General features: G+C 53.7%; 14 protein-coding genes. All 14 read left to right on the top strand.

Going from position 1 to position 21,147, the window contains the following annotated elements:
* Positions 1-13: 13 nt before the first annotated feature.
* The 14 genes from HMPREF2924_RS24745 to HMPREF2924_RS24680 are packed head-to-tail and all read left to right on the top strand — an operon-like array spanning position 14 to position 21,132.
* On the top strand, positions 14-748 hold the full coding sequence (locus HMPREF2924_RS24745) for a vWA domain-containing protein (RefSeq protein WP_012206007.1): 735 nt from the start codon (positions 14-16) through the stop codon (positions 746-748).
* On the top strand, positions 748-1,017 hold the full coding sequence (locus HMPREF2924_RS24740; protein ID WP_012206006.1) for a WXG100 family type VII secretion target: 270 nt from the start codon (positions 748-750) through the stop codon (positions 1,015-1,017). The genes HMPREF2924_RS24745 and HMPREF2924_RS24740 overlap by 1 nt, the downstream gene beginning before the upstream one ends.
* Before the next feature lie 16 nt (positions 1,018-1,033).
* A complete protein-coding gene (locus HMPREF2924_RS24735) occupies positions 1,034-2,344 on the top strand; it encodes a hypothetical protein (protein WP_012206005.1) in 1,311 nt (436 codons plus the stop codon).
* Positions 2,341-2,685 (top strand): hypothetical protein, encoded by a 345-nt coding sequence (locus HMPREF2924_RS24730; protein ID WP_031757237.1) that lies wholly within the window; start codon positions 2,341-2,343, stop codon positions 2,683-2,685. The genes HMPREF2924_RS24735 and HMPREF2924_RS24730 overlap by 4 nt, the downstream gene beginning before the upstream one ends.
* On the top strand, positions 2,678-2,908 hold the full coding sequence (locus HMPREF2924_RS24725) for a hypothetical protein (RefSeq protein ID WP_031757235.1): 231 nt from the start codon (positions 2,678-2,680) through the stop codon (positions 2,906-2,908). The genes HMPREF2924_RS24730 and HMPREF2924_RS24725 overlap by 8 nt, the downstream gene beginning before the upstream one ends.
* Complete coding sequence (locus tag HMPREF2924_RS24720) at positions 2,905-5,580, top strand: FtsK/SpoIIIE domain-containing protein (protein WP_023124776.1); 2,676 nt, start codon at positions 2,905-2,907, stop codon at positions 5,578-5,580. Before HMPREF2924_RS24725 ends, HMPREF2924_RS24720 begins: the two co-directional genes overlap by 4 nt.
* Positions 5,577-7,340, top strand: coding sequence for a Card1-like endonuclease domain-containing protein (locus HMPREF2924_RS24715; RefSeq protein WP_023124775.1), 1,764 nt, complete (start codon positions 5,577-5,579; stop codon positions 7,338-7,340). Before HMPREF2924_RS24720 ends, HMPREF2924_RS24715 begins: the two co-directional genes overlap by 4 nt.
* Positions 7,337-7,825 (top strand): hypothetical protein, encoded by a 489-nt coding sequence (locus HMPREF2924_RS24710; RefSeq protein WP_023124774.1) that lies wholly within the window; start codon positions 7,337-7,339, stop codon positions 7,823-7,825. Before HMPREF2924_RS24715 ends, HMPREF2924_RS24710 begins: the two co-directional genes overlap by 4 nt.
* Positions 7,822-8,538, top strand: a complete 717-nt coding sequence (locus HMPREF2924_RS24705) for a PP2C family serine/threonine-protein phosphatase (RefSeq protein WP_023124773.1) — start codon at positions 7,822-7,824, stop codon at positions 8,536-8,538. The genes HMPREF2924_RS24710 and HMPREF2924_RS24705 overlap by 4 nt, the downstream gene beginning before the upstream one ends.
* Positions 8,531-9,874 carry a protein kinase domain-containing protein gene (locus HMPREF2924_RS24700; protein WP_014603592.1) on the top strand — a complete coding sequence of 448 codons (1,344 nt, stop codon included), beginning with the start codon at positions 8,531-8,533 and terminating at the stop codon, positions 9,872-9,874. The genes HMPREF2924_RS24705 and HMPREF2924_RS24700 overlap by 8 nt, the downstream gene beginning before the upstream one ends.
* Positions 9,871-13,227 carry a DEAD/DEAH box helicase gene (locus HMPREF2924_RS24695; protein WP_008266894.1) on the top strand — a complete coding sequence of 1,119 codons (3,357 nt, stop codon included), beginning with the start codon at positions 9,871-9,873 and terminating at the stop codon, positions 13,225-13,227. Before HMPREF2924_RS24700 ends, HMPREF2924_RS24695 begins: the two co-directional genes overlap by 4 nt.
* Complete coding sequence (locus tag HMPREF2924_RS24690; RefSeq protein ID WP_023124772.1) at positions 13,221-15,161, top strand: hypothetical protein; 1,941 nt, start codon at positions 13,221-13,223, stop codon at positions 15,159-15,161. Before HMPREF2924_RS24695 ends, HMPREF2924_RS24690 begins: the two co-directional genes overlap by 7 nt.
* Positions 15,162-15,163: 2 nt before the next feature.
* Positions 15,164-17,800 (top strand): hypothetical protein, encoded by a 2,637-nt coding sequence (locus HMPREF2924_RS24685; RefSeq protein ID WP_023124771.1) that lies wholly within the window; start codon positions 15,164-15,166, stop codon positions 17,798-17,800.
* Positions 17,797-21,132: a cold shock domain-containing protein gene (locus tag HMPREF2924_RS24680; RefSeq protein WP_012205995.1), complete on the top strand. Its 3,336-nt coding sequence runs from the start codon at positions 17,797-17,799 to the stop codon at positions 21,130-21,132. Before HMPREF2924_RS24685 ends, HMPREF2924_RS24680 begins: the two co-directional genes overlap by 4 nt.
* Positions 21,133-21,147 lie beyond the last annotated feature (15 nt).

Here is a 21,147-nt window from a genome sequence, read left to right as displayed (position 1 = left end):
AAGGAGTTTTTATATGAGCAATATCCCATTCGACCCGTCGAAATTCACGGCACCGAAAGCGAAGCCTCTACCAGTCGTGCTTCTTCTCGATGTCAGCGGCAGCATGAGCGGAGAGAAAATCCGCAATGTGAATGATGCCGTTCGCGATATGTTGGATACGTTCAGCGACACCGAGAACGGTGAAACTGAAATCCATGTTGCGATCATCACTTTCGGTTCTCAGGTAGCGCTGCATCAGCCGCTTGCCAGCGCCAGCGATATTCATTGGCAGGACCTTTCAGCTGGCGGCATGACTCCGCTTGGCACGGCATTGCAAATGGCCAAAGCGATGATCGAAGACAAAGATGTCATTCCTTCGCGTGCGTATCGTCCAACGGTCGTATTGGTCTCTGATGGTGGGCCTAATGATGCGTGGGAAAAACCTCTGAACGCGTTTATTAGCGACGGACGCTCTGCAAAATGTGACCGTTTGGCAATGGCGATAGGCGCTGATGCTGACGAGGCGGTACTTGGGAAATTTATCGAAGGCACCTCGAATCGCCTCTTCTACGCAGAGAACGCCAAGCAGCTACGTGACTTCTTCAAGTTTGTCACCATGTCGGTGACCATTCGCACGAAGTCACAGACGCCAAATAATGTACCTGAAGCGAGCACCATTGACATCCAGCCGGCCACAATCGAAGCACGCCAGGATAAACAGAACTCTGTGACACAAAGTTCTTCGACAGAAGATGGAGGGTATTGGTAATGGCACAAGCAATCGGCGATCCAGAAGAACTTGAGCGCTTCGCATATTCGTTACAACAATTTATTGATTCGCTCAACGATGCTGTCGGCAATCTTAACGGTGCCTTTGCTTCACTCGGAGACACCTGGCAAGACGAAAAGCGGGCGCGATTTGAGGAGGATTACAACGCGCTCGTTCAGCAGTTGCAACACTTCAACGACAACGCGTCTGAGCAGGTTCCATATCTGGCAGCGCTCGCGGCGCGGCTGCGGGATTATTTGCAAAGCTAAGGGCAGCGAGGTCGCAATGGCACAAGTTTCAATTGGGCAAGTGGAGAATTTGGAAGACCTCGTGCGCGATCTGCAGTCAGTGCGCGAGGCGCTAGAGGCCGCATGCCGCGAACAAATTGCTGTTGCGGAGCAGAAATGCGCAGAGGCTCGTGAAGAAGCGCAGAACAGCGCAAGCATGTTGGAAAGTGCCATCCAGCAGGAGCAAGCCGCCACGCAAAATGTTGACGGCGCTGAGCAAGCGCTCGATAGCAGTCAGAGCTCGCTTTCTTCCGCCGAGTCTGCGCTATCTGCTTGCCTTGCTCAGCCGCACGATGACGATGGACGTTGCCCGGACTGCTCCGGCGAGGACTCTGCCGTGGCTGAAGCAGAAGCCGCTGTTGAGCAGGCTCAGAGCATGCTGGAGCAAGCAAGAGCAGAGCTTGAGGTGGCGAAAGGAGATCGCATATCCATGGAGCAGCGCGTGGATCTTGCGAATCAGGCCGAGGCGATGGCGGAACATACCCTGGAGCAGACCCTACAAGCATGCAATGCGCACTTGGCAACTGTCGATCAGGCGATTGAAGCTGGCACTGCACGCTTGATATCCGCGCAACAAGCACTGGATGCTTATCTCGCGACAAACCCGTCCGCTGCGCAATTCCATGCTTGGTTGAAATGGGACCCTGCCAAAGATGGCCGCCCTGTGACTCCGGATATGTTGCGAGACCGCATGAACCTATCGTCAGAGCAGAGACGATTGCTTCAGGAATATCTTTACGACCGTGATCCAGCGTATCGCAAGCAGGTCGATAAATTTCGGAACCAATGGGTAGCCGCCAAGGGTGATGCAGAGCGAAACATCGTCGCACGTAAGGCACGGATACACCTGAGCGGTGAATTCGGGGAGCAGATAGTTCGGCACGCACTTGCGCCACTTGGCGGCCGGATCGAGACGCAAGGGCGAACCTTTGTGGGCGATAACGGACGCTACACAAAAACAGATTTGATAGTCACTGACTTGCGGGTTCCGGTCATTCTGGGACGTGGTGAGGGCATGGGGGCTCCTGTGGGAGGCTCGATGGCATTCGAAGTGAAATGCGGCAAGGCGGAATACCTCTATTCGCAGAAAGATCACATGATTTTTCAGGCCGAAGGGCACAAGCAAGCAGACGCGCAATGCACTCTTTGCTCACGAGACATCCACGATTTGCCAGAAGAAAAACAGAAAGAACTGCGCGATGCCCTGCGCGAAGCTGGCTCACCGATGGTGGGAATGCTGCCAAGGAAAAATGAAATAGATCAGTCCTGTCTTGATTTCATCCGCCAAAACGAGGAGGAGCAACCATGAAAATACGTTTCGCAATTATTAGCCATGACCTTCTCGCGCAAGTTCGAGCTGAGGTTGATGTCCTCCTGCATGCAGTAAATGTCGGAAATATGGACGGTGTGGATGCGTCCACCGCACGCCTCTTGGAGCTGACAGTTAATTGCAGATCGATTGAGTTGTCCGAGCAAGAGTGGCGCGCATTTCTAAGCGAACTCAGGGCCAAGAGCCCGGAGTTCGAATCGAGCTACCTTTTGCCTGGGACTATTTGCGCACCCCTGTTTCCCAAAGTCTCGGTAGCTGACCACTATGTTCTCGAACTTCCAATCGATGGTGATATGGAAGAGGAGGAAGCTGATGTTTGATGAGGCTTTTGGAATGGCTGCGATGTGTGCTGGAAAATTTCGCGAGGGAGTGCGTGATACGTTCGGCGCGTCCATTGTTGCCGATGTACTTGATCCGATTCTCAAGGAAGTCGATTCACTCTGCATTTTCAATGCTGCTTTTCAGCAACAATCGCTCGCCATTGATCGAACTTTGAATGACGTTCGCGAGCTTCAATTCAAAGACAGCGGGTGGAATCAATGAGTGGAAGCGCAAAGGATTTTCAGAGCATCATTTCCAAGCTACACAAGGCAGTTGCGGACTATCAAGAAGGTTGTGCGCGCATCGACCGCGAATTCGATACCACCAAAAAAGCATTAAGCGAAGACCAGGAACGCAATCGAAACATAAGGAGGTCGAATTGGCAGGCAGGTTTTTCCAAAGAGTGGGAAAGAAATGCAACTGCTATAGCGAACGCAAGCTCGCAGCTCAGACAACAACAACCTGCCTTCGTGGATTTTTGTGTAGATAAGCCATTGATGGCATCAGAAATTCCAGCAGGTCTTGTGCTTGGCACGGAGCAAGTCTCTTTTGAGAAGCTATCTTGTCAGGCCCCTAAATTCATCTCATTCCCCTTATCCAGTGCTCTTGTTTTTTCACAAGGCGATGCAGAGCAGAAACGCCTCGTGCATTGTCTCTTGTTACGGTTGCTGCAGGCTTTGCCAGTAGGTCAAGTAGAGTTGACACTGATTGACCCCCTGCAGCAGGGGCAATCGGTCGAGCCGTTCCGGCCATTGCTGAAGGTAGAGCAATTGGTGCCGCAAGGTCATGTTCTTACTCGTTCGGATGAAATCGAAGCTGCGCTCGGAAAGCTGACGGACGAAATTGAGGAGTTGATCCAGCAGCGGTTCAATGACAAGGCATCCAACTGGTCGGAATACAACGCGATCAACCCCGGCAATTCATTACCTCACAAGGTGGTGGTGCTTTTTGATGTGCCAGAGCAGATGTCGGAAAAATCTCTCTGGTTTCTTGGCCGCATTTTTGAAAACGGTCCACGCTGCGGCGTGCTGCCCATCGTTGCAATTGATGAGCAGCGCATGGAAGACCGGCGATATGAAAAGCTCAACGCCACGCTGAAAAACTCAACCATGCAACTGAATGATCTGTTGCAACGCGCTGGGGCTGGCGAGCTGTCATTCACATACCAGCCGGAGCAATGGCCGCGACAGGATGTGCTGGATGGCTTTCTCGCAAAGCTCGTTGAAGATTGTGCTGCTAAGACGCGCTTCAAGAAAACGATGCCTGATCTCTGGACGAGCTTCGGCAAGGGTGAGACGACTCTTGCTGGCTTTGATATTCCCATCGGCTGGACGACCACAGGCGACTTCGCTCCCCTGAGACTGGGCGCGACGGACTCCGAGCATCATGTACTGCTTGCGGGGAAGACAGGCTCGGGAAAATCCAATCTGCTCCATGTTTTGATTCACACGTTATGCGAGAAATACCCGACCGAGGAGCTTGATCTTTATCTACTGGATTACAAGGAATCGACTGAGTTCAATATTTACGCAACTCCCCCAGTCCCACAAGCCCGCCTTGTCGCTACGGAAAGTGACCCTGAATATGGCGTCACTGTATTAAGGCATCTTGTGGATGAACTGGAAACGCGTGCACGCATATTCAAGTCAAAAAATGTCAACGATTTCAGCGAATACCGAAAATCAAGCGGGATACGGTTGCCACGCGTCCTGCTAGTCATAGATGAGTTCCAAATTCTGTTCTCAGAAAGTCGCCAGGTGGCAGAAGCTGCTGAGCAGTTGCTGTCGAAGCTCTTGAAACAGGGGCGCTCGTTCGGTATTCACATCCTCCTGGCTACTCAGACTTTGAAAGGCATCAACGCACAGTCAATCGGAAGCATCATCACCCAGTTGGGATGCCGTATTGCACTGGCTTGTGGGCAGGAAGACTCCGCAATGATCCTCGGGGGCGGGAATTGGGCAGCCGCAGAGCTGCGCAGCCCACCTGAAGGCATCATCAACAATGCTAATGGTGCCAAATCCGGCAATGTGAAGTTCATGATTCCATTCGCCGGAGAAAGTGAGCATCGACGTGATTTGTTGACGAAGTTGATAGCGCGTACATCTCTTTCTGGGGTGGCTGAAAAAACCAAAATCTTCAGCGGTGCATTCCTTCCGCAGATACCGTCTCCCTTTGAATATCAGACAGCTTGTGCGCATGAAGAAGCTCTTCTTTTGGGCGAAAACCTCGCATTCGATTCAAAACCGTTGACGGTATCACTTACTCGTCGATCCGCGTTCAATGTTCTATTCAGCGGCTACAATGACCACATTCACGATGGACTCCTGTCCGCTACGCTTTTTAGTCTGACTTTCGTCGATGGCTTTGATGAAATCGTGTACTTCAACGCGCGCGGGATCCCCCCAGGAGGAGGATTCTCAGCCGCAGCGCAGATGCTCGGTGCACGCCTCAAGATATTCGACGATATATCCGAGCTACCACTTCAAGCGATATCAGACGATATTGGGAATCGCCGCGTAGCATTGATTATCGATGGCCTGGATTCCGAGAAAGTACTACAGCCAGCCCCAGCGTTTAGATCGCCCAAGCCTGGCGAACCACCTACCCCGGCTGACTTGTTAAAGCGTCTCGCCGAGGACGGCCCAAGAAAGGGGACGTTTGTATTTATTTTTGTTGACCGTTGGCAGCGCTGTGCCAGTGCCTGCAAAGACCTTTTCTCCTTTTTCGAATTGCGCGTGGCGTACTGCATGAATGAAGACGATGCCGGATCGCTTGTGAGTGGCGGTGTTGGTAAGTTCAAAGGTATTGAAAAACCGAGCCGAGCTGTATTCGTAAACAAAATGACGAATGACATCACATGGTTCCGGCCATATGTTCAGGAAAGCACTCAATGAAGAGATTTCTGCTCACGTGGTATGGAATCACCGATTTTCGCGCGTCTCTGGGGTTTGAGAATACCGACGGCCCTATTGCGAGCGCCCTTGCGGGCGCGTCCTACTCGGACATCATTATCCTGGGTTACACCCGGACGGATAATGATGCCAGCGAATTGATCGAGGCACAGAAGACGTTCACGCTTGAATTGGCGTCAATACGAAGCATGGGGCAAGAGAAAGACTGGAAGCTTACTAATCAGTTTGTCTCCAGGTTCGCCAATACCTCTGTCGCACATGAACATTTTGAAGCCTGGCTGAAAAAGAAAGCCGCCGCCCTGGGCTGCAACGCAAGGATCCGTTTAAATAGCGAGAAACTTTACCAGCTCAACGACACCGAAGGTATTTACGCTAGCGCAATGCGGGCGCTGGATGGGGTTGAACAGGAGCCAGGTGAAAAGCTCGTCACGCTCTATCTCAGCCCAGGAACTCCGGTGATGGCCTTTGTCTGGGCGCTCGCGGCGCTGAGCTACCCTGAGCTCAAAAAAAGACTCATAGCATCGTCCATCATTGGCAAAGCACCTGAAGTCATAGCGTTGCCTGCTGAGTGGCTTGAGCGACACAGCTCAAAACAGGCTGCGATCCGAGGCATCTCCAACGGGTTCGATGTGACATTCCATCTTTTTGGTGAGCAACGGATGCCTGCCTTGTTGAGCATCCGGCAATTTGAGTCGGCGCATCACATTTTTGTCAACTCAAAAGACTTCCCTGCTGCATGTATGCAAACCTTTATTGGCTCTCGGGACCTGCATGAACTTACCGTTGACCCCTGGGATGATCGCGCTGTTCACGAACAAATCACCGAGCTGGCAAAGCAATTTCCAGAAAAAACACGAATTGGAATCAATTTAACTGGCGGCACAAAATTGATGTTTGCTGGCGCGCTCTCTGCTGCACGTGAACTGGGCGCTGTTCCGTTTTATTTTGACAGCAAGAATCGTCGCGTCATATTCATTGACAGTGTTCGGCGCGAAAAAATCAGGCAGATTGATTCAATCGAGACATTTTTGCACCTGAATAGCGATGGTTTGGAGATTGCAGGCAGTTCCTTCATGAAGGATATATCGCCAAGTCGCCAACTTCTGACCGAGACCCTTTGGCTGCATCGTGACAAGGTGCGTAGATTTTATAGAGAACTGACCGACTATAACAATGCATTCAGGCCATTCGAGATTTGTCGTGACGGCTTCAATTTCAAGCTGGATGACATGGAGGCAGTATCCGTCCAGGGCTACGGATTAGATCTGAGATTTGAGAAATGGCCTGATTTCGCCAAATACCTATCTGGCGGCTGGTTCGAGGAGTTTGTTTATTTGCAGTGCAAACCCTACGAGGATGCTGGAGTCATTCAAGACTTGCGCATCAATGTCAAGCTGAACTTGAATTTAGAAGAGTCAAAAGGCTATTCGAGCTTCGGTGTTGAATACAACGAGCTGGACATCACATTCACCGACGGTTATTCGCTTTATATCGTGGAATGCAAGGCGGGCAATGTAACGCAAGAGCAGATTATGAAGCTGCAGAACCTTGTGCGCTTCTACGGAGGAATTGAAGGTCGCGGTATCGTTGCCTGCTGTGTTCTCCCAAATACTGAGTCGGTCAAGAAAAAAATAAAAGATGCCAGGCTGATGCTTTGGAGTGGTGCATCATTTTCTGAGCAGATAACGGCAATGATGAACAGCATCACTGAGCGGGCTGAAGCGAGTGAGGCAACGCCATGATGCTCCATTTGGTTTGCGACATCTCCGGCAGCATGAGTGAAGGAGGCAAGCCCTTCATCCTGCGAACCTTGGCCACGACCGTGGCGCAATGGGTGCGGCATGGGTATGGACAGGCGGAAATCCGCCTTTGTGCTTGGAGCAGCGAGGCACGCAGCATCCCGAACTGGAGCGTCACGGACGATCTCCCGGTGGAAATGCTGGTTTGCCATGGAAGCACCAATGGCGAGGCGCTGGTTCAACTGTTGGGTAGCGAGCCGGATGGAAAGGTTCTGATTCTCACGGATGGATTCTGGACAAGAGACGGCGTGAAGACTCTGAGCCGCTGGCAGGAAGGCCTACCGCCGGATACGCTGCGCGTCATCCAAATCGGCGCGGATGCCAACCCGCATCTTTCCAAGGGGCTCAAAGGCGCAAAGGTGTTTGCCGCAGAAGAAGTGCTCGCCGTACTCGATAACTGGCTGCAGGCGGATGAGGAATGGGCATGACGCTTTGGAAAAGTTTTGGGGCAAGCGTTCGCGGCCCGAGCCATATCGCCGAAGGTTTGCCAAATCAGGATGCATGGGCGAAGTTTCACCATGTTTGGGGTGATGGCATCGTCGTGTCCGACGGGGTTGGCTCCAAGCCCTTCTCCAGCTTCGGCAGCCATGCTGCCTGTCTCGCCGTCGAGTTCGCAGCCCGGGCTTGTTGCACCAGTGGTGAAATCGAACACAACGCGCTGTTTAGCAACATCCAAGCTAACTGGCTGAGGCTTGTCGCTCCGCTGGAACCTCGCGATTGCGCGGCCACCTGTCTTTTCGCACTACGCCTGGATGGCGTAATCCACCTAGGGATGCTTGGCGACGGACTTGCCGCTATTGCCAAGTCCGATGGATCAGTCGTTTCGCTGTCGGAAAACAAGACACAAGGCTTCTCCAATATCACCATTGCGCTGTCCTCCAAGGTCTCCGCCAAAGACTGGCAGTATTTGTCGCTGCCGGGGGAGCAGTGCATCGCAGTATTGCTCTGCACTGATGGGGTGGCTGACGATTTGGATAACGCTGACGGGTTTGTGAGCAGTTTCGCCGAAACGCATCGAACCCTCGCGCCGGTAAGTGCCAACCGGCGCATCCACGAGATGCTCGAAAACTGGCCCACGCCCAAGCACAGCGACGATAAAACCCTCGCCTGCCTGTGCAGTGAGGAGGTTGCAGATGAGTAACGCCGAACACCAGGCTCTGAAGCCACTTGTGGATGAATACGACAATGTTCATCAGATGGCCGATGAGCTTGCGCGCGGTGGACAAGGCGTGGTCTATCGCACCAAGGATGCGGATTTGGCCGTCAAGCAGCCGCTGGACGCAGCCGGCCAGCCGGACAAAAACGCCAATCTGCGCGAGCGCTTCCAGCACGTCCGCCTGTTGCCCATACCACGGCGCATCCCCGTTTCCCTGCCACTCGCCATCCTGCGCGACGAGCCGGGCTATGTGATGCGTCTGTTGAGCGGCATGAAGCCCTTCGCCAGTTTCGATTTGGACGGCAGAAGCAAAAAGAAGCTGGAAGATCAAAGCCAAGCCTTGCCCCAATGGCTGACGAAGATTCCTGACAAGGACCTGGCGCTGCGACTGCTGCATTACGCACAAACTGGCTCCACCCGCCGCCGTTCGCTCGCGCTTGCCAAGTGCGCTGCCATCCTCGCCCGCCTGCACAGCGCGGGACTGGTCTATGGCGACATTTCCACCAACAACGCTTTCATTGGCGAAGACGACACCACCGATGTCTGGCTCATAGATGCCGACAATATGCGCCTGGAGTTACCCAGCGGCGGCGTGTCCGTCTATACGCCGGGCTACGGTGCACCGGAGGTAGTGCTGGGCCGTGACCAATCCCGCCCGCGAACCGACTGCTGGGCTTTCGCTGTGATGACATTCAAGCTACTGGCGCTTTGCCACCCTTTCATTGGCAAGAAAGTACTGGAGCCCGAAGATGAAGAAGACGGCTGGGATGCCGACCCTGCGCCCAATGGCACTGCCACCGATCTGAACGAACAGGCATTCGCTGGTTTCTTGCCTTTCGTGGATGACGAAGATGACGATTCCAACGAAGGAGTTGGAGGCCTGCCCCGTGTATTAGTCGCAACAGAAGGATTACGCCGCCTGTTTCAGGAAACTTTCGGTGCAGGACGTGAACTGCCGCACCGCCGCCCGACAATGGCGTTCTGGATATTGGAGCTTGCGAGGGCGGCGGATCAGTCGCTGGATTGCCTCGAATGTGGCATGAGCCATTTCGCCGATGAATACGCGCAATGCCCGTATTGTGGCGCGGCGCGCCCGGCTTTCATTCGCGTCAAAACGCCACGTTGGGAAATCCTGATTCCTGGTGGTGCCACGGAGTTCAGATTGCCGCAGCGGCTTTTTCACCCGTTTTCATTCGAGTATTTCGATAACACAGCATACGAAGCCATGCTGAACTTCGCGGCCAAAACCGCAGTCCCCGTGCGGGGCACGCTGCCTTTCCCGGACAACCTCACCTTTGAGTTCGTGGAGGCCTGCAAATGAAGTTTCAGGACATTCCTGTCAACATCATAACTGTCCGCATCAAGCGGTCTGACAATGTCGAAGCCCTGCAAGAGCAGCCAGTATTCTCGGTAGAGGCCAGCCTATCCCGCGCAGATGAATTTGAAATCCGCCTGAGAGACGCGGTTGTTTTCGTTCGCCCCGTCGCGGCTGTTGACATCCGCCGCCTCAACGCTGAACTTGCCAGTGGGCGTTCCCTGCTTGCACAACTTGAAAACCCTGCCGCCGATGGCAGCATCGAGCTGAAGATCGGTTTTTTCACTGGCGTCTGCCTGGAAATGGGCGATGTTGAAATCGGTGTGGATGAGTATGTGCAAGAAAAGATGCGGACGAAGGGCGAGGCACTTTACAAGAGGCTGGGCGAACTTTGCTGCTTCCAACTGGGAAACGACGCATTTTTCTTCCTGACTGCTGGCCCGGCGATTGATGAAGAACTGAAACCTGTCGGCGAGGACACGCCACGCGATGCAGCTGCGGAGCCGACCCGAATAAACGCTTTCTGTGTTACTGGCGAAGGTATCCGCTTCATTGCCACCGAAAAAGCAATGCCAGGCGGCCAAACCATCTACATCGCCACACGCATAACCAGGACCAAAAAAGAACCCGACCGCGCCCTGCGCCTCGCCAAAGGCCGGCTGCGTTTTGCCGATTGGACACAAGCAGGGCAAGTGCAAACTCTTGCCAAAGCGCAAATGCGCGCTCTTACCCAAGACGACAACAGCTACCTGAAAAAGTGGGATGAATTTGGTGACATGGAGGGCGAATTGCTGCTCAAGCAAGCGCGCGAAGTGGGGGCTTTACAATTCACAGAGATGGCTCAGGAGCGGGATGGAACCGTCACGGTTCGCATTTCACAGGCACTTGACTCTGCATTGAAAGCGCTGGGGAACGGTGCCGTACCTGAAGTCGAGTTGGTGGATGAACTGCCGGACTATTTGAAAGATGAACGCTTGAGCTTCAAGGATTTTGCAAGTGGAATTGAGCAAGCGGAGAAGATCAAGCAGGGCGACGGAAATCGCGAGCAACGTGAAGGAAAGACCTACCTTGATGTCGTCGGGTTTGACCAGGAAACCCGTGTACTTACGCTCAAAATCGAGGCTCTGCCCAAGGAATCCGGCACGCTCATCCTGTCGCTGGCCGGTGAAACCACCCAGATCAAACGGCGTATGGCGGCCCGTCAAGCCATTCTGGAAGGCCGTTCCGCCAATCCACAGCTTGGGCTATTGATTGAGGAACAGGGGCAAATCACACAAGTCCGCCCGCCGCAAAAAGTCCAGTCACTCACCGCATTCGTTCGCAACAAGGTCTTTCGCAATCCGCCAACCGTCATGCAGGAAAGGGCTATTGAGGTTGCGCTGAATACGCCAGATCTCGCGCTTATTCAGGGGCCGCCGGGAACGGGAAAAACCACCGTCATCGCCGCCATTCTGGAGCGGCTGAACGAGATGGCCGACAAGCGCGGCGCGAACATCAAAGGCCAAGTGCTGCTGACCGGCTTTCAGCACGATGCGGTGGAAAACATGATCGAGCGGCTCTCGCTCAACAGCCTGCCCGTGCCGAAATTCGGCAAACGGTCTGGCGCGACGGAAGACGATCTCAGCACCTTCGAGCGCAATCTTGAAGCCTGGTGCAGCTCGCTTGCCACCGAACTGCGCGAGCGCAATCCCCAGATTGCGGAAGCCGAGCAGGAGCGGGAAATAAAAAACCTGTGCCTGCAATATGTCCAAGCCCCGTCACGCGCGCTCGCCGCCAACCTTGCTGGGAAAATCACAGCGCTCGGCAGTGTAATTCTTGGCGAAGACGGCGCTCGGCGGTCGGCGAATTTGGCGAAAAAGCTCGCGCACGAGGAAAACCTCAACGATGGCTCCACCCAATGGCTTGATGCAGCGCGCCGTCTGCGTGTTCGCCATGAAAGCTTTTCTGACGACGGGCCAGAAAGGGCGATGGACGCACTGGATGACCTGCGTGATGTGCTTGAAGAAGACGAACGCAAACTGCTGGACAAAGCCAGTCTGTGGCGCAATGAAGATGGCCCAGCGCCATTTTTGGACAACCTGGTCGCGTTGAAAAAGAGGCTCTTCGCCCGGTTCACCGCTCCACCGATTTTTCGCGTGGAAAAGCAGAACGACGCAGTGCTTGCATTGGCAGAATTCGCCATACAACGCATCAAAAACGCCGAGTATTCGGCTAAGGATAAAAAATCTGCTGCGCTGGCCGAGTTTCTGGCCGAACTGGAAGGCAACCCCTATGGCATGGTAGATGCCCTGTCCGAATACAGTTTTGCCTTTGCCGCCACCAGCCAACAGAGCGTCAATCGTGATATGCAAAAGCGCAAAGGGCTTGTCGGGCGCGACGTCAATGAAAACCAGAAAGGCATGGAATACGAATATGTCATCGTGGATGAAGCCGCTCGCGTTTCACCCCGCGACCTGATGGTTCCGATGGCGCAAGGCAAGCGCATCATTCTGGTGGGCGACCATCGGCAGTTGCCGCATATCATTGATGAGGAGGTAGCACGCCAAATGGAGGCTGGCGAGGCAGCATCGGCCGACGAACCGGCACAGAATGAAACTGACTGGCTCAAGAAATCCATGTTCCAGTATCTGTTCGCCACCCGCTTGAAAACGCTGGAAGACGGCGACGGTATCTCCCGCCGTGTCACGCTCGACAAGCAGTATCGGATGCACCCACTGCTCGGCAGCTTTATCAGCCGCAATTTTTATGAACGCTTCGATCCGACGGAACAATTCGGCTCTGGACGGCCTGAAAGCGATTTCGCCCACAACCTGCCCGGCATAAACGGTAAACCTGCTGTGTGGCTGGACGTGCCAGCGGCGAAAGGCAGACACCAGCGCAGCGGAACCAGTTGGACGCGCCCGGCAGAGGCCACCGTTATTGCCCGCCAATTGCAGGCGTGGATGAGTTCAGATGCAGGCAAAGACCTCTCGTTCGGCGTGATTTCGTTCTACAAGGCGCAGGCCGAACTCATCAAGAGACAACTCGGCAGCATCGCGGACGACGAGAGAAAACTCCGCGTCGGCACGGTGGACTCATTCCAGGGCATGGAGTTCGATGTCGTCTTCCTCTCAATGGTGCGAACCTTGCCGCATAACTGGAAATCCAAGAGCGATGACCGTGAAAAGCAGGCCACAGGGTTGTTCGGACACCTTTGCCTTTACAACCGCCTGAATGTCTCGATGAGTCGTCAGAAGAAGCTACTGGTGGTCGTTGGCGATACGGGTTTGCTGCAAAGTGAACTCGCGGCGGACTTTGTGCCGGGACTGGTGGATTTCCTTCGACTATGCCGCGAGCAAGGAGTGGTGCTGCCATGCTGAAGCTCCTTGATTACGGTAAACCTGCCCCCTTCGGAGGGATCATCGGCAGGCCTCGCCACCTCGCGTGGCCGGTGAACGTATACCGCGTGACCTTGCCCAGAGTTCTTGACGATGGCGATGGCTTGAACGCATTTGAACGCGTCATCCTGAAACTGCTTGAAACTGTCGGCTTGATGAACGCCGATGCGCTGGCGGATGAAACCCGCATTCCAGTCGATTTGGTCAAGAGCGTTCTGCTCCGTTTGCAAGACAAGGACTTGATTGACGACCACCATGCCATCATTGAGCGGGAGCGCGAAGAAGAATGTGCCCCGGCATTCGTTACCGCGCTTTTGTTCCGCGAACTCGCCACTGGAAAAATTCTGCCCTTCCTGCATTGGCTGGACGACAGAAACCCCATGCGGAAAAAGGAAAACGAGGACAAAGACTTCCGGATAATCCGCTGGGATGGTGTCCAAAGAAAAGCGATACCCGCGCCGCGTGATGTAATCAGAACTTTGCGCGCAATGAAAAAGCGCTCGTCTGCGTTCGGCAAGGACACCAAGATGCCCGTAGTCCAGCAGATCACGATAGTCGCCGAGCCCGACCTGCTTCACCTTGACTGCCCTATCGCCATCCAGAAAAGCGATGGCGAATTCCGCATCGCCGACCCATTCGGCAACGGTTTTTCCTTGATTCTCGAAAAATCGTTCGAACAGTTGCTTGAGCAGGAGGAAAGCCTGACCACGTGGCTGCATGGTTGGAAGCAGTCATTGAGCACTCCTCGTCCAGAAAAGCAGGATGCCACGGTCAAAGAGCCGTTCGACAACGATGCCAACCGGCAACGCTACCCGAAGCTCGTCGCCAATTTGCGCCCCTTGCGGAATAGCCCGTTCCGCTCCATCGCCCAAATCCATGCCGCAATCGAATGGGCGCTGTTCTATACCTGCTGCCGCAGACCGGTTGATTCCGTTATTGCAAGGCTGAAATTCACTACGCAAGACCAACACGCAGCCCTGCTTGAGCAGGCCGCGAAAGCCCTCGGTCTTGAGCAGCCGCCGATTGGCTTCAGGCCGATTCGGGAAGGTAAGCTGCGGGAATTTGAGGACGGCGGCGCGTTCCAAGAGACGGTTCTTGCCATAGCTTTGCTTCAAGCGCAAGACGACGCTTTGCATCCCTTGCGCCGTGTTGCGGCCGCGTATTCAGACCTCATCACTCGCCTGTTCGCTATCAACGCCAAACGCAACGAGAAGGGCCACGGCAAGGGCGGCGCAGACGCACCGCAGCAGGCACTAACTGACGATTCGTTCATGCGCGAAGTCGTTCATGCGCTTGTGCCAGGCATCGTGTTTACCGACACGCCTCCTACCGCGCCAGACAAAGACGAGCAGGGTGATGCACTGCTGGATGCCCGCACTAGCATTCAGGAGGAGTTCGGCCACCAGTTGTTCAACCGCCTGGGCGCAAACTTGCAAGACCGGCTGGTTCACGCGGAACGTTTTTTCCAGTCTTGCCATGACGGGGATGACGCTTTGGCCTATGTCCGCGACCTTTATGCCGCAATCCAGTCATCATTTGAGAGAGCTTTGACAGGCAGGCTGCCGTCCGATACCAGTGACGCGCAGCTCAAAGACACGGCTGAACGCAAGGCTGTTGAGGCTGGTTTCTGCGAAGGCTTGTCGGAGAGCCTGCGAACCGTCAAAACATCGGCTGTGCGCCAGGCATTGCAAGGCGGCAGCCAAACGCTCGGGGCTTGCGTTCTTGCATGGCTGCTGGTGAGCGATGCTGATGAACTTGCCGCAATTCATGACACGCAGCCGTCCTTGATCGGCGATATGGCAAACCTTATCGCTCGGCGTGGGCATGGCAACGAGCCGCTGCCATTGCCCAAAGAGAACATCGCACAGCTTCGCAAAGCTGCTTTCACAACTATCAGAACACTTATGGAATCTTGAAAATGAACAGCCCCGTCCAACCCGACACCGAAGCCCAGCGGCTTGCCGATTTGAACGCGCGTGAGAGCTGGATAAACACCAAGGAAAGCGAAATCGCCAGCCGTGAAACCGCCGTGGCTACACGTGAAAGGGATGCGACTGCAGAGCGTCAAGTCATCGAGCAAGACAAGGCCAAGCTGGCGCAGCGCGAGCAGGCCGTCACGCAGGCTGAGCAAAAGTGTGATGCAGGTTTTGCCGATGAACGAGCCGCGCTGAATGATGAGCTGCGTGAAAAGCGCGCCCAGGGCGAAAGAGCAATTGCCGAGATGCGAGAGAAAAACCTTTCAGCGTTGGAGGTTGAAATTTCCGAGCTGAAAGCAAAGCGACTGGGTGCGGTTGCCCATGCCGAAAACGCCGAACGGGAGCGCATTCGGACAGAAATCGCCCAAGAGCGCGATGCATGGACAAAACAACAGGGTGACGCTCGAAAGCAGTTGAATGCAGAGCGCACGGAATTTGAGAAACAAAAAGGCGCACTCTCCGCCTTGCAAAGCGAAGTCGAAGGAAGACAGGCAGAGCTTGAGACTTCAGAGCGGACACTCGAACGCAAAGAACAACGGCTGGAACAGCAGAACCAGAGGCGCAGCGAGCAACTGGACGATGAGGTTGAGAGGCGTGTTGAGGATCGCCGAAAATCGCTAGAGGCTGCTCTGCAATCTGCCAAAGAGGAAAACATTCGACTGCGCGAGGCGTTTAAAACTCAAGACGAACTTCTCGGCGCGTTCGAACAGTTAAAGTTGCAACTTGGTGGCAAAGACCCTGCTGAAATTCTGCGTGCGCTGAACAGCCAGGCTGACGAACTCAAACGCCTACGAGAGGAGCTTGCTACCCGACCTACTGAGGAAATGCGCGAGCGGTATCAAGCCCTTGAATCAGAAGCCAAAAATCAGAAAACACGGGCAGACCAGTTAGAACGGCAACTTTCCACCAATGAGGCTGCGGTCGCTGAAATTGGCGAGCTGCGCCGTCAAGGCTCGGAGCTCAACGCCGAAAACAAATCTCTGGCGCAAAGGGCATCCATCTTCGAGGGAGCAGCCAACGAAGCGCAAGCCGAACTCAAGCGTTTGCGTGCAGCTTATGAGCGCCCTGCTGAAGTTACCGCTCGCTACAAAGAAATTGAGATGCCGCACATCAGTGTGGATAAGGTCAAGCAGCCGGTGCAGCACGAGATCGATGAGCTAACTTGGCTCACTGGGATTGGTAATGCTTGCGATACATACGGACTACATTTCAATCCACGTATTTTGAAAGCTTTTCATACAGCTCTCAAAACAGCGGAATGGTCGCCGCTCACTGTCCTGGCAGGGGTTTCCGGAACCGGAAAATCCGAACTGCCGCGCCTCTACTCGCACTTTGGCGGAATTTATTTCGAGCCGCTGTCTGTCCAGCCTAATTGGGATTCGCAGGAATCCATGCTGGGCTTTTTCAATTCCATAGACAATAAATTCGATGCACAGCCGGTGCTGCGTTTTCTCGCGCAAAGTCAGATATCAGGCCGCGAACAATATGAACAGCGCATTAGACGTTGGCAGAGTATGTCGCCAGATCAGCAAATAGCACTTGACCCTGAGAAGGACAAAGAGCTGATTGAAGCGTTGAAACAAGCAGATTATCCAGGATTGCAGGACGCAGTGTGTCTTGTTCTGCTTGATGAGATGAATCTGGCACACCCTGAGCTTTATTTTGCAGAGTTTTTGAGCAAGCTAGAACTGCGGCGTGGCAGAAAGGGTGATGATGTTCCGTTCATACCGGTGAAAATTGGCGCCGGCATGGAACCCTATAAGCTTCCCCTCGGTCGTAATGTACTCTGGACAGGGACGATGAACCAGGACGAAACCACCAAGTCCCTTTCGGACAAGGTGCTTGACCGTTCCATCATCATCAACTTTCCGCGCCCGACGGAACTCAAACGCCGCCTGAAGCTTGCTCCACTTGATGACAAAAATCGAGGCCCGGCGCTACACAAAACGTCGTGGCAGAGTTGGCTAGCACAGGGCAGCAACTTCTCCGACGATCAAGTCAGCCCGTTCAAAAAATTCATTGAAGCAATCAATGCTTCTTTAGCGGTTACAGGCCGTGCCCTCGGTCACCGCGTTTGGCAATCCATTGAATACTACATGGCCAATTACCCGGATGTCCGTGCTGCACGCGATAAAGATGCGCTTGCCAGAGCTATGCATGTCGCCTTCGAGGATCAACTCGTGCAGAAGGTCATGCCCAAATTGCGGGGTATTGATACACGCGGCAAGAGCAAGACAGAGTGCCTGGACAGGATTCGTGGACAACTCGTTACAGGAATCGGCAGTAACTCATTCAATCTGACAGAGGATTTCGACCTTGCCTGTGATCTTGGCTATGGTCAGTTTATTTGGCAGTCGGCAAATTACCTAAACGTCGGTGACACGGAAACCAATGATAGATCCACGGCCGGTCGAGACTCGGACAATGCTGAATTGCCACACTCCCTTTTTATGAAAGATGAACCAGATTCAGACAAGCGTCATAAAATGTGGAACTTAAAGACACCAGAGCAACGAGATGAGCTGCGCGTGAAACTTGAAGAAAATGCCAGAGCAGGAAGGATTCACGCCAAGCAATGAGTATTACTCTAGAAAAAATCTATACCGACTTCCGTGCCAAAGAAAAACTTGCCAAAAAACTGCTTGAGCAAATGAATTGGTTTGGTTCAATCACGGATTTCGATCCTAAGACCGGCGCGGCTCTGCCGAAATCCTTGTCAGGGTTCCTCGCCAAAGTCGCACAGCCAGAAGCGAGTGAGATAACCCGTGACCGCCTTTGGCGCATAACGGAACACTGCCGCGCTTCTGTCGAGCGATTATTTCATTCTCTCAACGAAAGTCCTCGCCGCGAACACGCTCTACTGCCTGTTCATGCTGTGCGTGAACTGGATGCCAACAGTTTTATTAAGCTGAGTAATCGTCCGGGTCGTACCATTCGGGAAAAACTGGCAGGTAACCCCTACATACAGGCTGTGCGTCGTTTTCAATCCGTCGACCTGCCGGAAAATCGCTTGCTGAAAGCCTTTGCCATTCGCCTTGCGGAAATGCTTGATTTACGCGGTGATTGTCTCGGTCAAGAGGATGAGCTTCTATCAAAAATCTACTTATGGTTGCGTTCTGATGAGGCGCAAGCCATCGGCAATTGGGAAAATCTGCCACCTAACAACACGCTACTAGCACACCGAGATTACCGTCACGTGTGGGATGCATGGCGCTGGCTGCAAACCCTCGATGAGGACATCACCAGCGACCTTTCTCAACTGGATGTCCGCGAGAAAACCATGCGCCTTTGGCAGCAATGCGCGCAAATGTGGCTTGATGGAAAGCATCTTTTTGCTGAGATACCGTTACTATTCGATTATGAAAAGTTTGAGATTCTTCCGTGGACTTCCAAGCCACCTTTGTTCAAGGAAGTGAAGTACAAGATGCCCCGGCATTTGCGACAAAGCGCGAGTGCCGAACCAATTTGTGTTGATATCACAGCCCTGCATCCCCGCTATGCCAGTGGTGACGGAAAAGGAGCGCAGTCGCTGGCGGCCCCCTTTCTTTGGCAGAGGTGGCAGCGCGAAAATGAAACCGTTGACATCGAACTCTTTGGTTCCGATGCCGTTTGGCTGAATCCCGATGCGACCACCATTTCTGCGCCAGATCTGTTTTTCGCCAAAGACAACGCCACTGAGCTTTTTGACCCCGCCGCCCGCGCGTTCACTACTCGGCTACGCGAAGAGTTCAAGAACGATACACTCATCTGGCTTGCGCCTGACTTTCTCAACGATTTCGAGCTTGAAGTCATCCGTCGCAACCTCAACGCGCGTTTCCCGAATGCCGAGCCGTTGCCGCGAAGTGTGGCGGCCGTGTTCGCTCAAGCTGACCCGGCCAAAATCACGGGCGAGGGTTACGCCATCATCGTCGTTGATTCCATTGGCGGCAAGACGACCGCCACCAAGCTCATCGCCAAGCGCGACAAAGACCTGGCGAAACGTCTTCCCATCACCAAAGGCTTTTATTGGGAGCGTTGCCCGCCGGTTGTTATCCCTGGCGAGGAAGCAGAAAGGCTAGGTGGCAGCGGCTACGACATCATCACGCTGGATGCCAACGGGCGGTGGCACGATGCGATCCGCCCGGCAAAGCCCCCATTCATTGAGGCAGCACACCTGAAGCGTATTCCAAACATCGGGAATTTCGCGTTCTGCATCAATTTGATGGAAAGCCCCGTTATGGGCGGAATCCATCTACATGCTTTACAACAACAGGTGGCTGATATTCCACTTTGGCGCGACCAGATTCCTGAGCTTTCAGTCAAAGTGATGAAGGATGGACATCAGCAACGATTCCACCTGGTTTTGCGCGGAACGACAGTCAAACCCATTCGGGGTAAACCCGTCACCATCCCGGTTGATGAATTCTTCACACTGCCCGCTGGCAGGCCGCATTACTCGTTTCCGCTCTATGTCGGCGACAAGGGTGACGACTTCGGTTTCTCTGCTCGTCTCGATTCACCCGCCTTCCCATTGGAAAACAAGGTTGACTGCGAGTTGAACCTGACCTTTGAATACGGCGCGGATGATCCCTATAAACTCGTCTTCACACCGCGCGACAAATCTTTCCCACCCATCCGCGCTACCTGGCGACGCACGGAAGAAATCACCGATGCCCCTGCGCCGGAATATCCGCAGCCAATGACTTGGGCGGAGTTGCAGCGGTTTCCGAAGCAAGACAGTAATAAAACCTCTGATCTGTTGGACTGGGTGGAAAGGGCAATTGAACAGCTTGACCGTGATTTTTACATCCGCCCCAAACAGAGGACGACTGGCACGGTAAACAGAAAGTGGCTGACCGACAAAATAGGCGGGCAGTTTACCTTTGCTACATGTAAATCCACCGATGAGTCTGTATTCATTCATCAGAACAGTTTTGTTCATGAACTGAGCTACGCCGACTTCACTGAGGGGGCAGAAATTTCATTCGAGCTACAGGAGCGCGATGGGAAATTCTCTGGCTGGAAAGTGGCAGGGCCGAGATACAAAGATGAAGTGCGTCTGAAAAACTTTGACGAAGAATCAGCAAAAAATCTGGTTGCCAGTATACGCAAGAGACTTTACTTTCCTGTCATTCAGGTTTGGCGCGATGGGCGCTCGACTGGAGACCGTGAATGTCCGAAAGGGTTTGCCGACGCAATGAAGGCCAGAGGAGAACACCTCGTTGCCCTGCTGAACGAGAGTGGCATTCCTGAGCAAGTAAAGAATGAAATTCGATTTCTAATGGCCTGTATGCACAAGGATGCGCCTGAAAATTGCGTTCAGTGGATAACCGGGCAGGTTGAGGGTCAGAAAATTCGTGACCTGCGAGCCGTCGGCTTCGCGCTTGGTGATGTTTCGCAGCAATGGCAGAAAGATTTGCTATCCCAGCTCGTTGCGAATCCGTCAAATGACGCGCTCAGTATTTTGGCCTATGCCATCTGGCGAGAGCAGCAGTTTGTTGAGAAATTCAGCCTCGCCAACTTGCAGTCCATTCTGAATGCTCTGAACATCATGCTCAACATCAAGCAATATCCGCCCCGGAAAGACGAGTGGACTGCTCGCAACTGGATTCGCGCCACGACAGAACCGCTTGAACTTCTGCTCGGCCTGCTTCGCACCCGTGCATCATCCACCCCCGAAATCAAGATTCTCCTTCAGCCGCATCAAAAAATCACCAAGGAATTGGCCAAGAAAATCGAGCGAGTGACAGAAATTGTCACACTGTCCAACATCAAGCTCTTCTCCCGTGTGAAAATCAACATCCAGAAACCCTCAGGCGACCGCACCCCCGATCTGCTCTACGCGCTGCGCCTGTACCTCACTGGTGACGATGGTGCGAACGCTATTCACATATCTAGTGTTTCTGATGGAAATACTGATGAGACCATTTAATTTTGATAGATGATT

Source organism: Pseudomonas sp. HMSC063H08 (assembly GCF_001813645.1).
In the GTDB taxonomy this organism is placed as follows: Bacteria; Pseudomonadota; Gammaproteobacteria; order Pseudomonadales; family Pseudomonadaceae; genus Pseudomonas; species Pseudomonas aeruginosa.
This window is presented reverse-complemented; position numbering and strand designations above follow the sequence as displayed.

Bases quoted from the DNA above. Each gene is read 5' to 3' on its own strand.
- HMPREF2924_RS24745 (WP_012206007.1), top strand. From the start codon at position 14: ATGAGCAATATCCCATTCGACCCGTCGAAATTCACGGCACCGAAAGCG.
- HMPREF2924_RS24740 (WP_012206006.1), top strand. From the start codon at position 748: ATGGCACAAGCAATCGGCGATCCAGAAGAACTTGAGCGCTTCGCATAT.
- HMPREF2924_RS24735 (WP_012206005.1), top strand. From the start codon at position 1,034: ATGGCACAAGTTTCAATTGGGCAAGTGGAGAATTTGGAAGACCTCGTG.
- HMPREF2924_RS24730 (WP_031757237.1), top strand. From the start codon at position 2,341: ATGAAAATACGTTTCGCAATTATTAGCCATGACCTTCTCGCGCAAGTT.
- HMPREF2924_RS24725 (WP_031757235.1), top strand. From the start codon at position 2,678: ATGTTTGATGAGGCTTTTGGAATGGCTGCGATGTGTGCTGGAAAATTT.
- HMPREF2924_RS24720 (WP_023124776.1), top strand. From the start codon at position 2,905: ATGAGTGGAAGCGCAAAGGATTTTCAGAGCATCATTTCCAAGCTACAC.
- HMPREF2924_RS24715 (WP_023124775.1), top strand. From the start codon at position 5,577: ATGAAGAGATTTCTGCTCACGTGGTATGGAATCACCGATTTTCGCGCG.
- HMPREF2924_RS24710 (WP_023124774.1), top strand. From the start codon at position 7,337: ATGATGCTCCATTTGGTTTGCGACATCTCCGGCAGCATGAGTGAAGGA.
- HMPREF2924_RS24705 (WP_023124773.1), top strand. From the start codon at position 7,822: ATGACGCTTTGGAAAAGTTTTGGGGCAAGCGTTCGCGGCCCGAGCCAT.
- HMPREF2924_RS24700 (WP_014603592.1), top strand. From the start codon at position 8,531: ATGAGTAACGCCGAACACCAGGCTCTGAAGCCACTTGTGGATGAATAC.
- HMPREF2924_RS24695 (WP_008266894.1), top strand. From the start codon at position 9,871: ATGAAGTTTCAGGACATTCCTGTCAACATCATAACTGTCCGCATCAAG.
- HMPREF2924_RS24690 (WP_023124772.1), top strand. From the start codon at position 13,221: ATGCTGAAGCTCCTTGATTACGGTAAACCTGCCCCCTTCGGAGGGATC.
- HMPREF2924_RS24685 (WP_023124771.1), top strand. From the start codon at position 15,164: ATGAACAGCCCCGTCCAACCCGACACCGAAGCCCAGCGGCTTGCCGAT.
- HMPREF2924_RS24680 (WP_012205995.1), top strand. From the start codon at position 17,797: ATGAGTATTACTCTAGAAAAAATCTATACCGACTTCCGTGCCAAAGAA.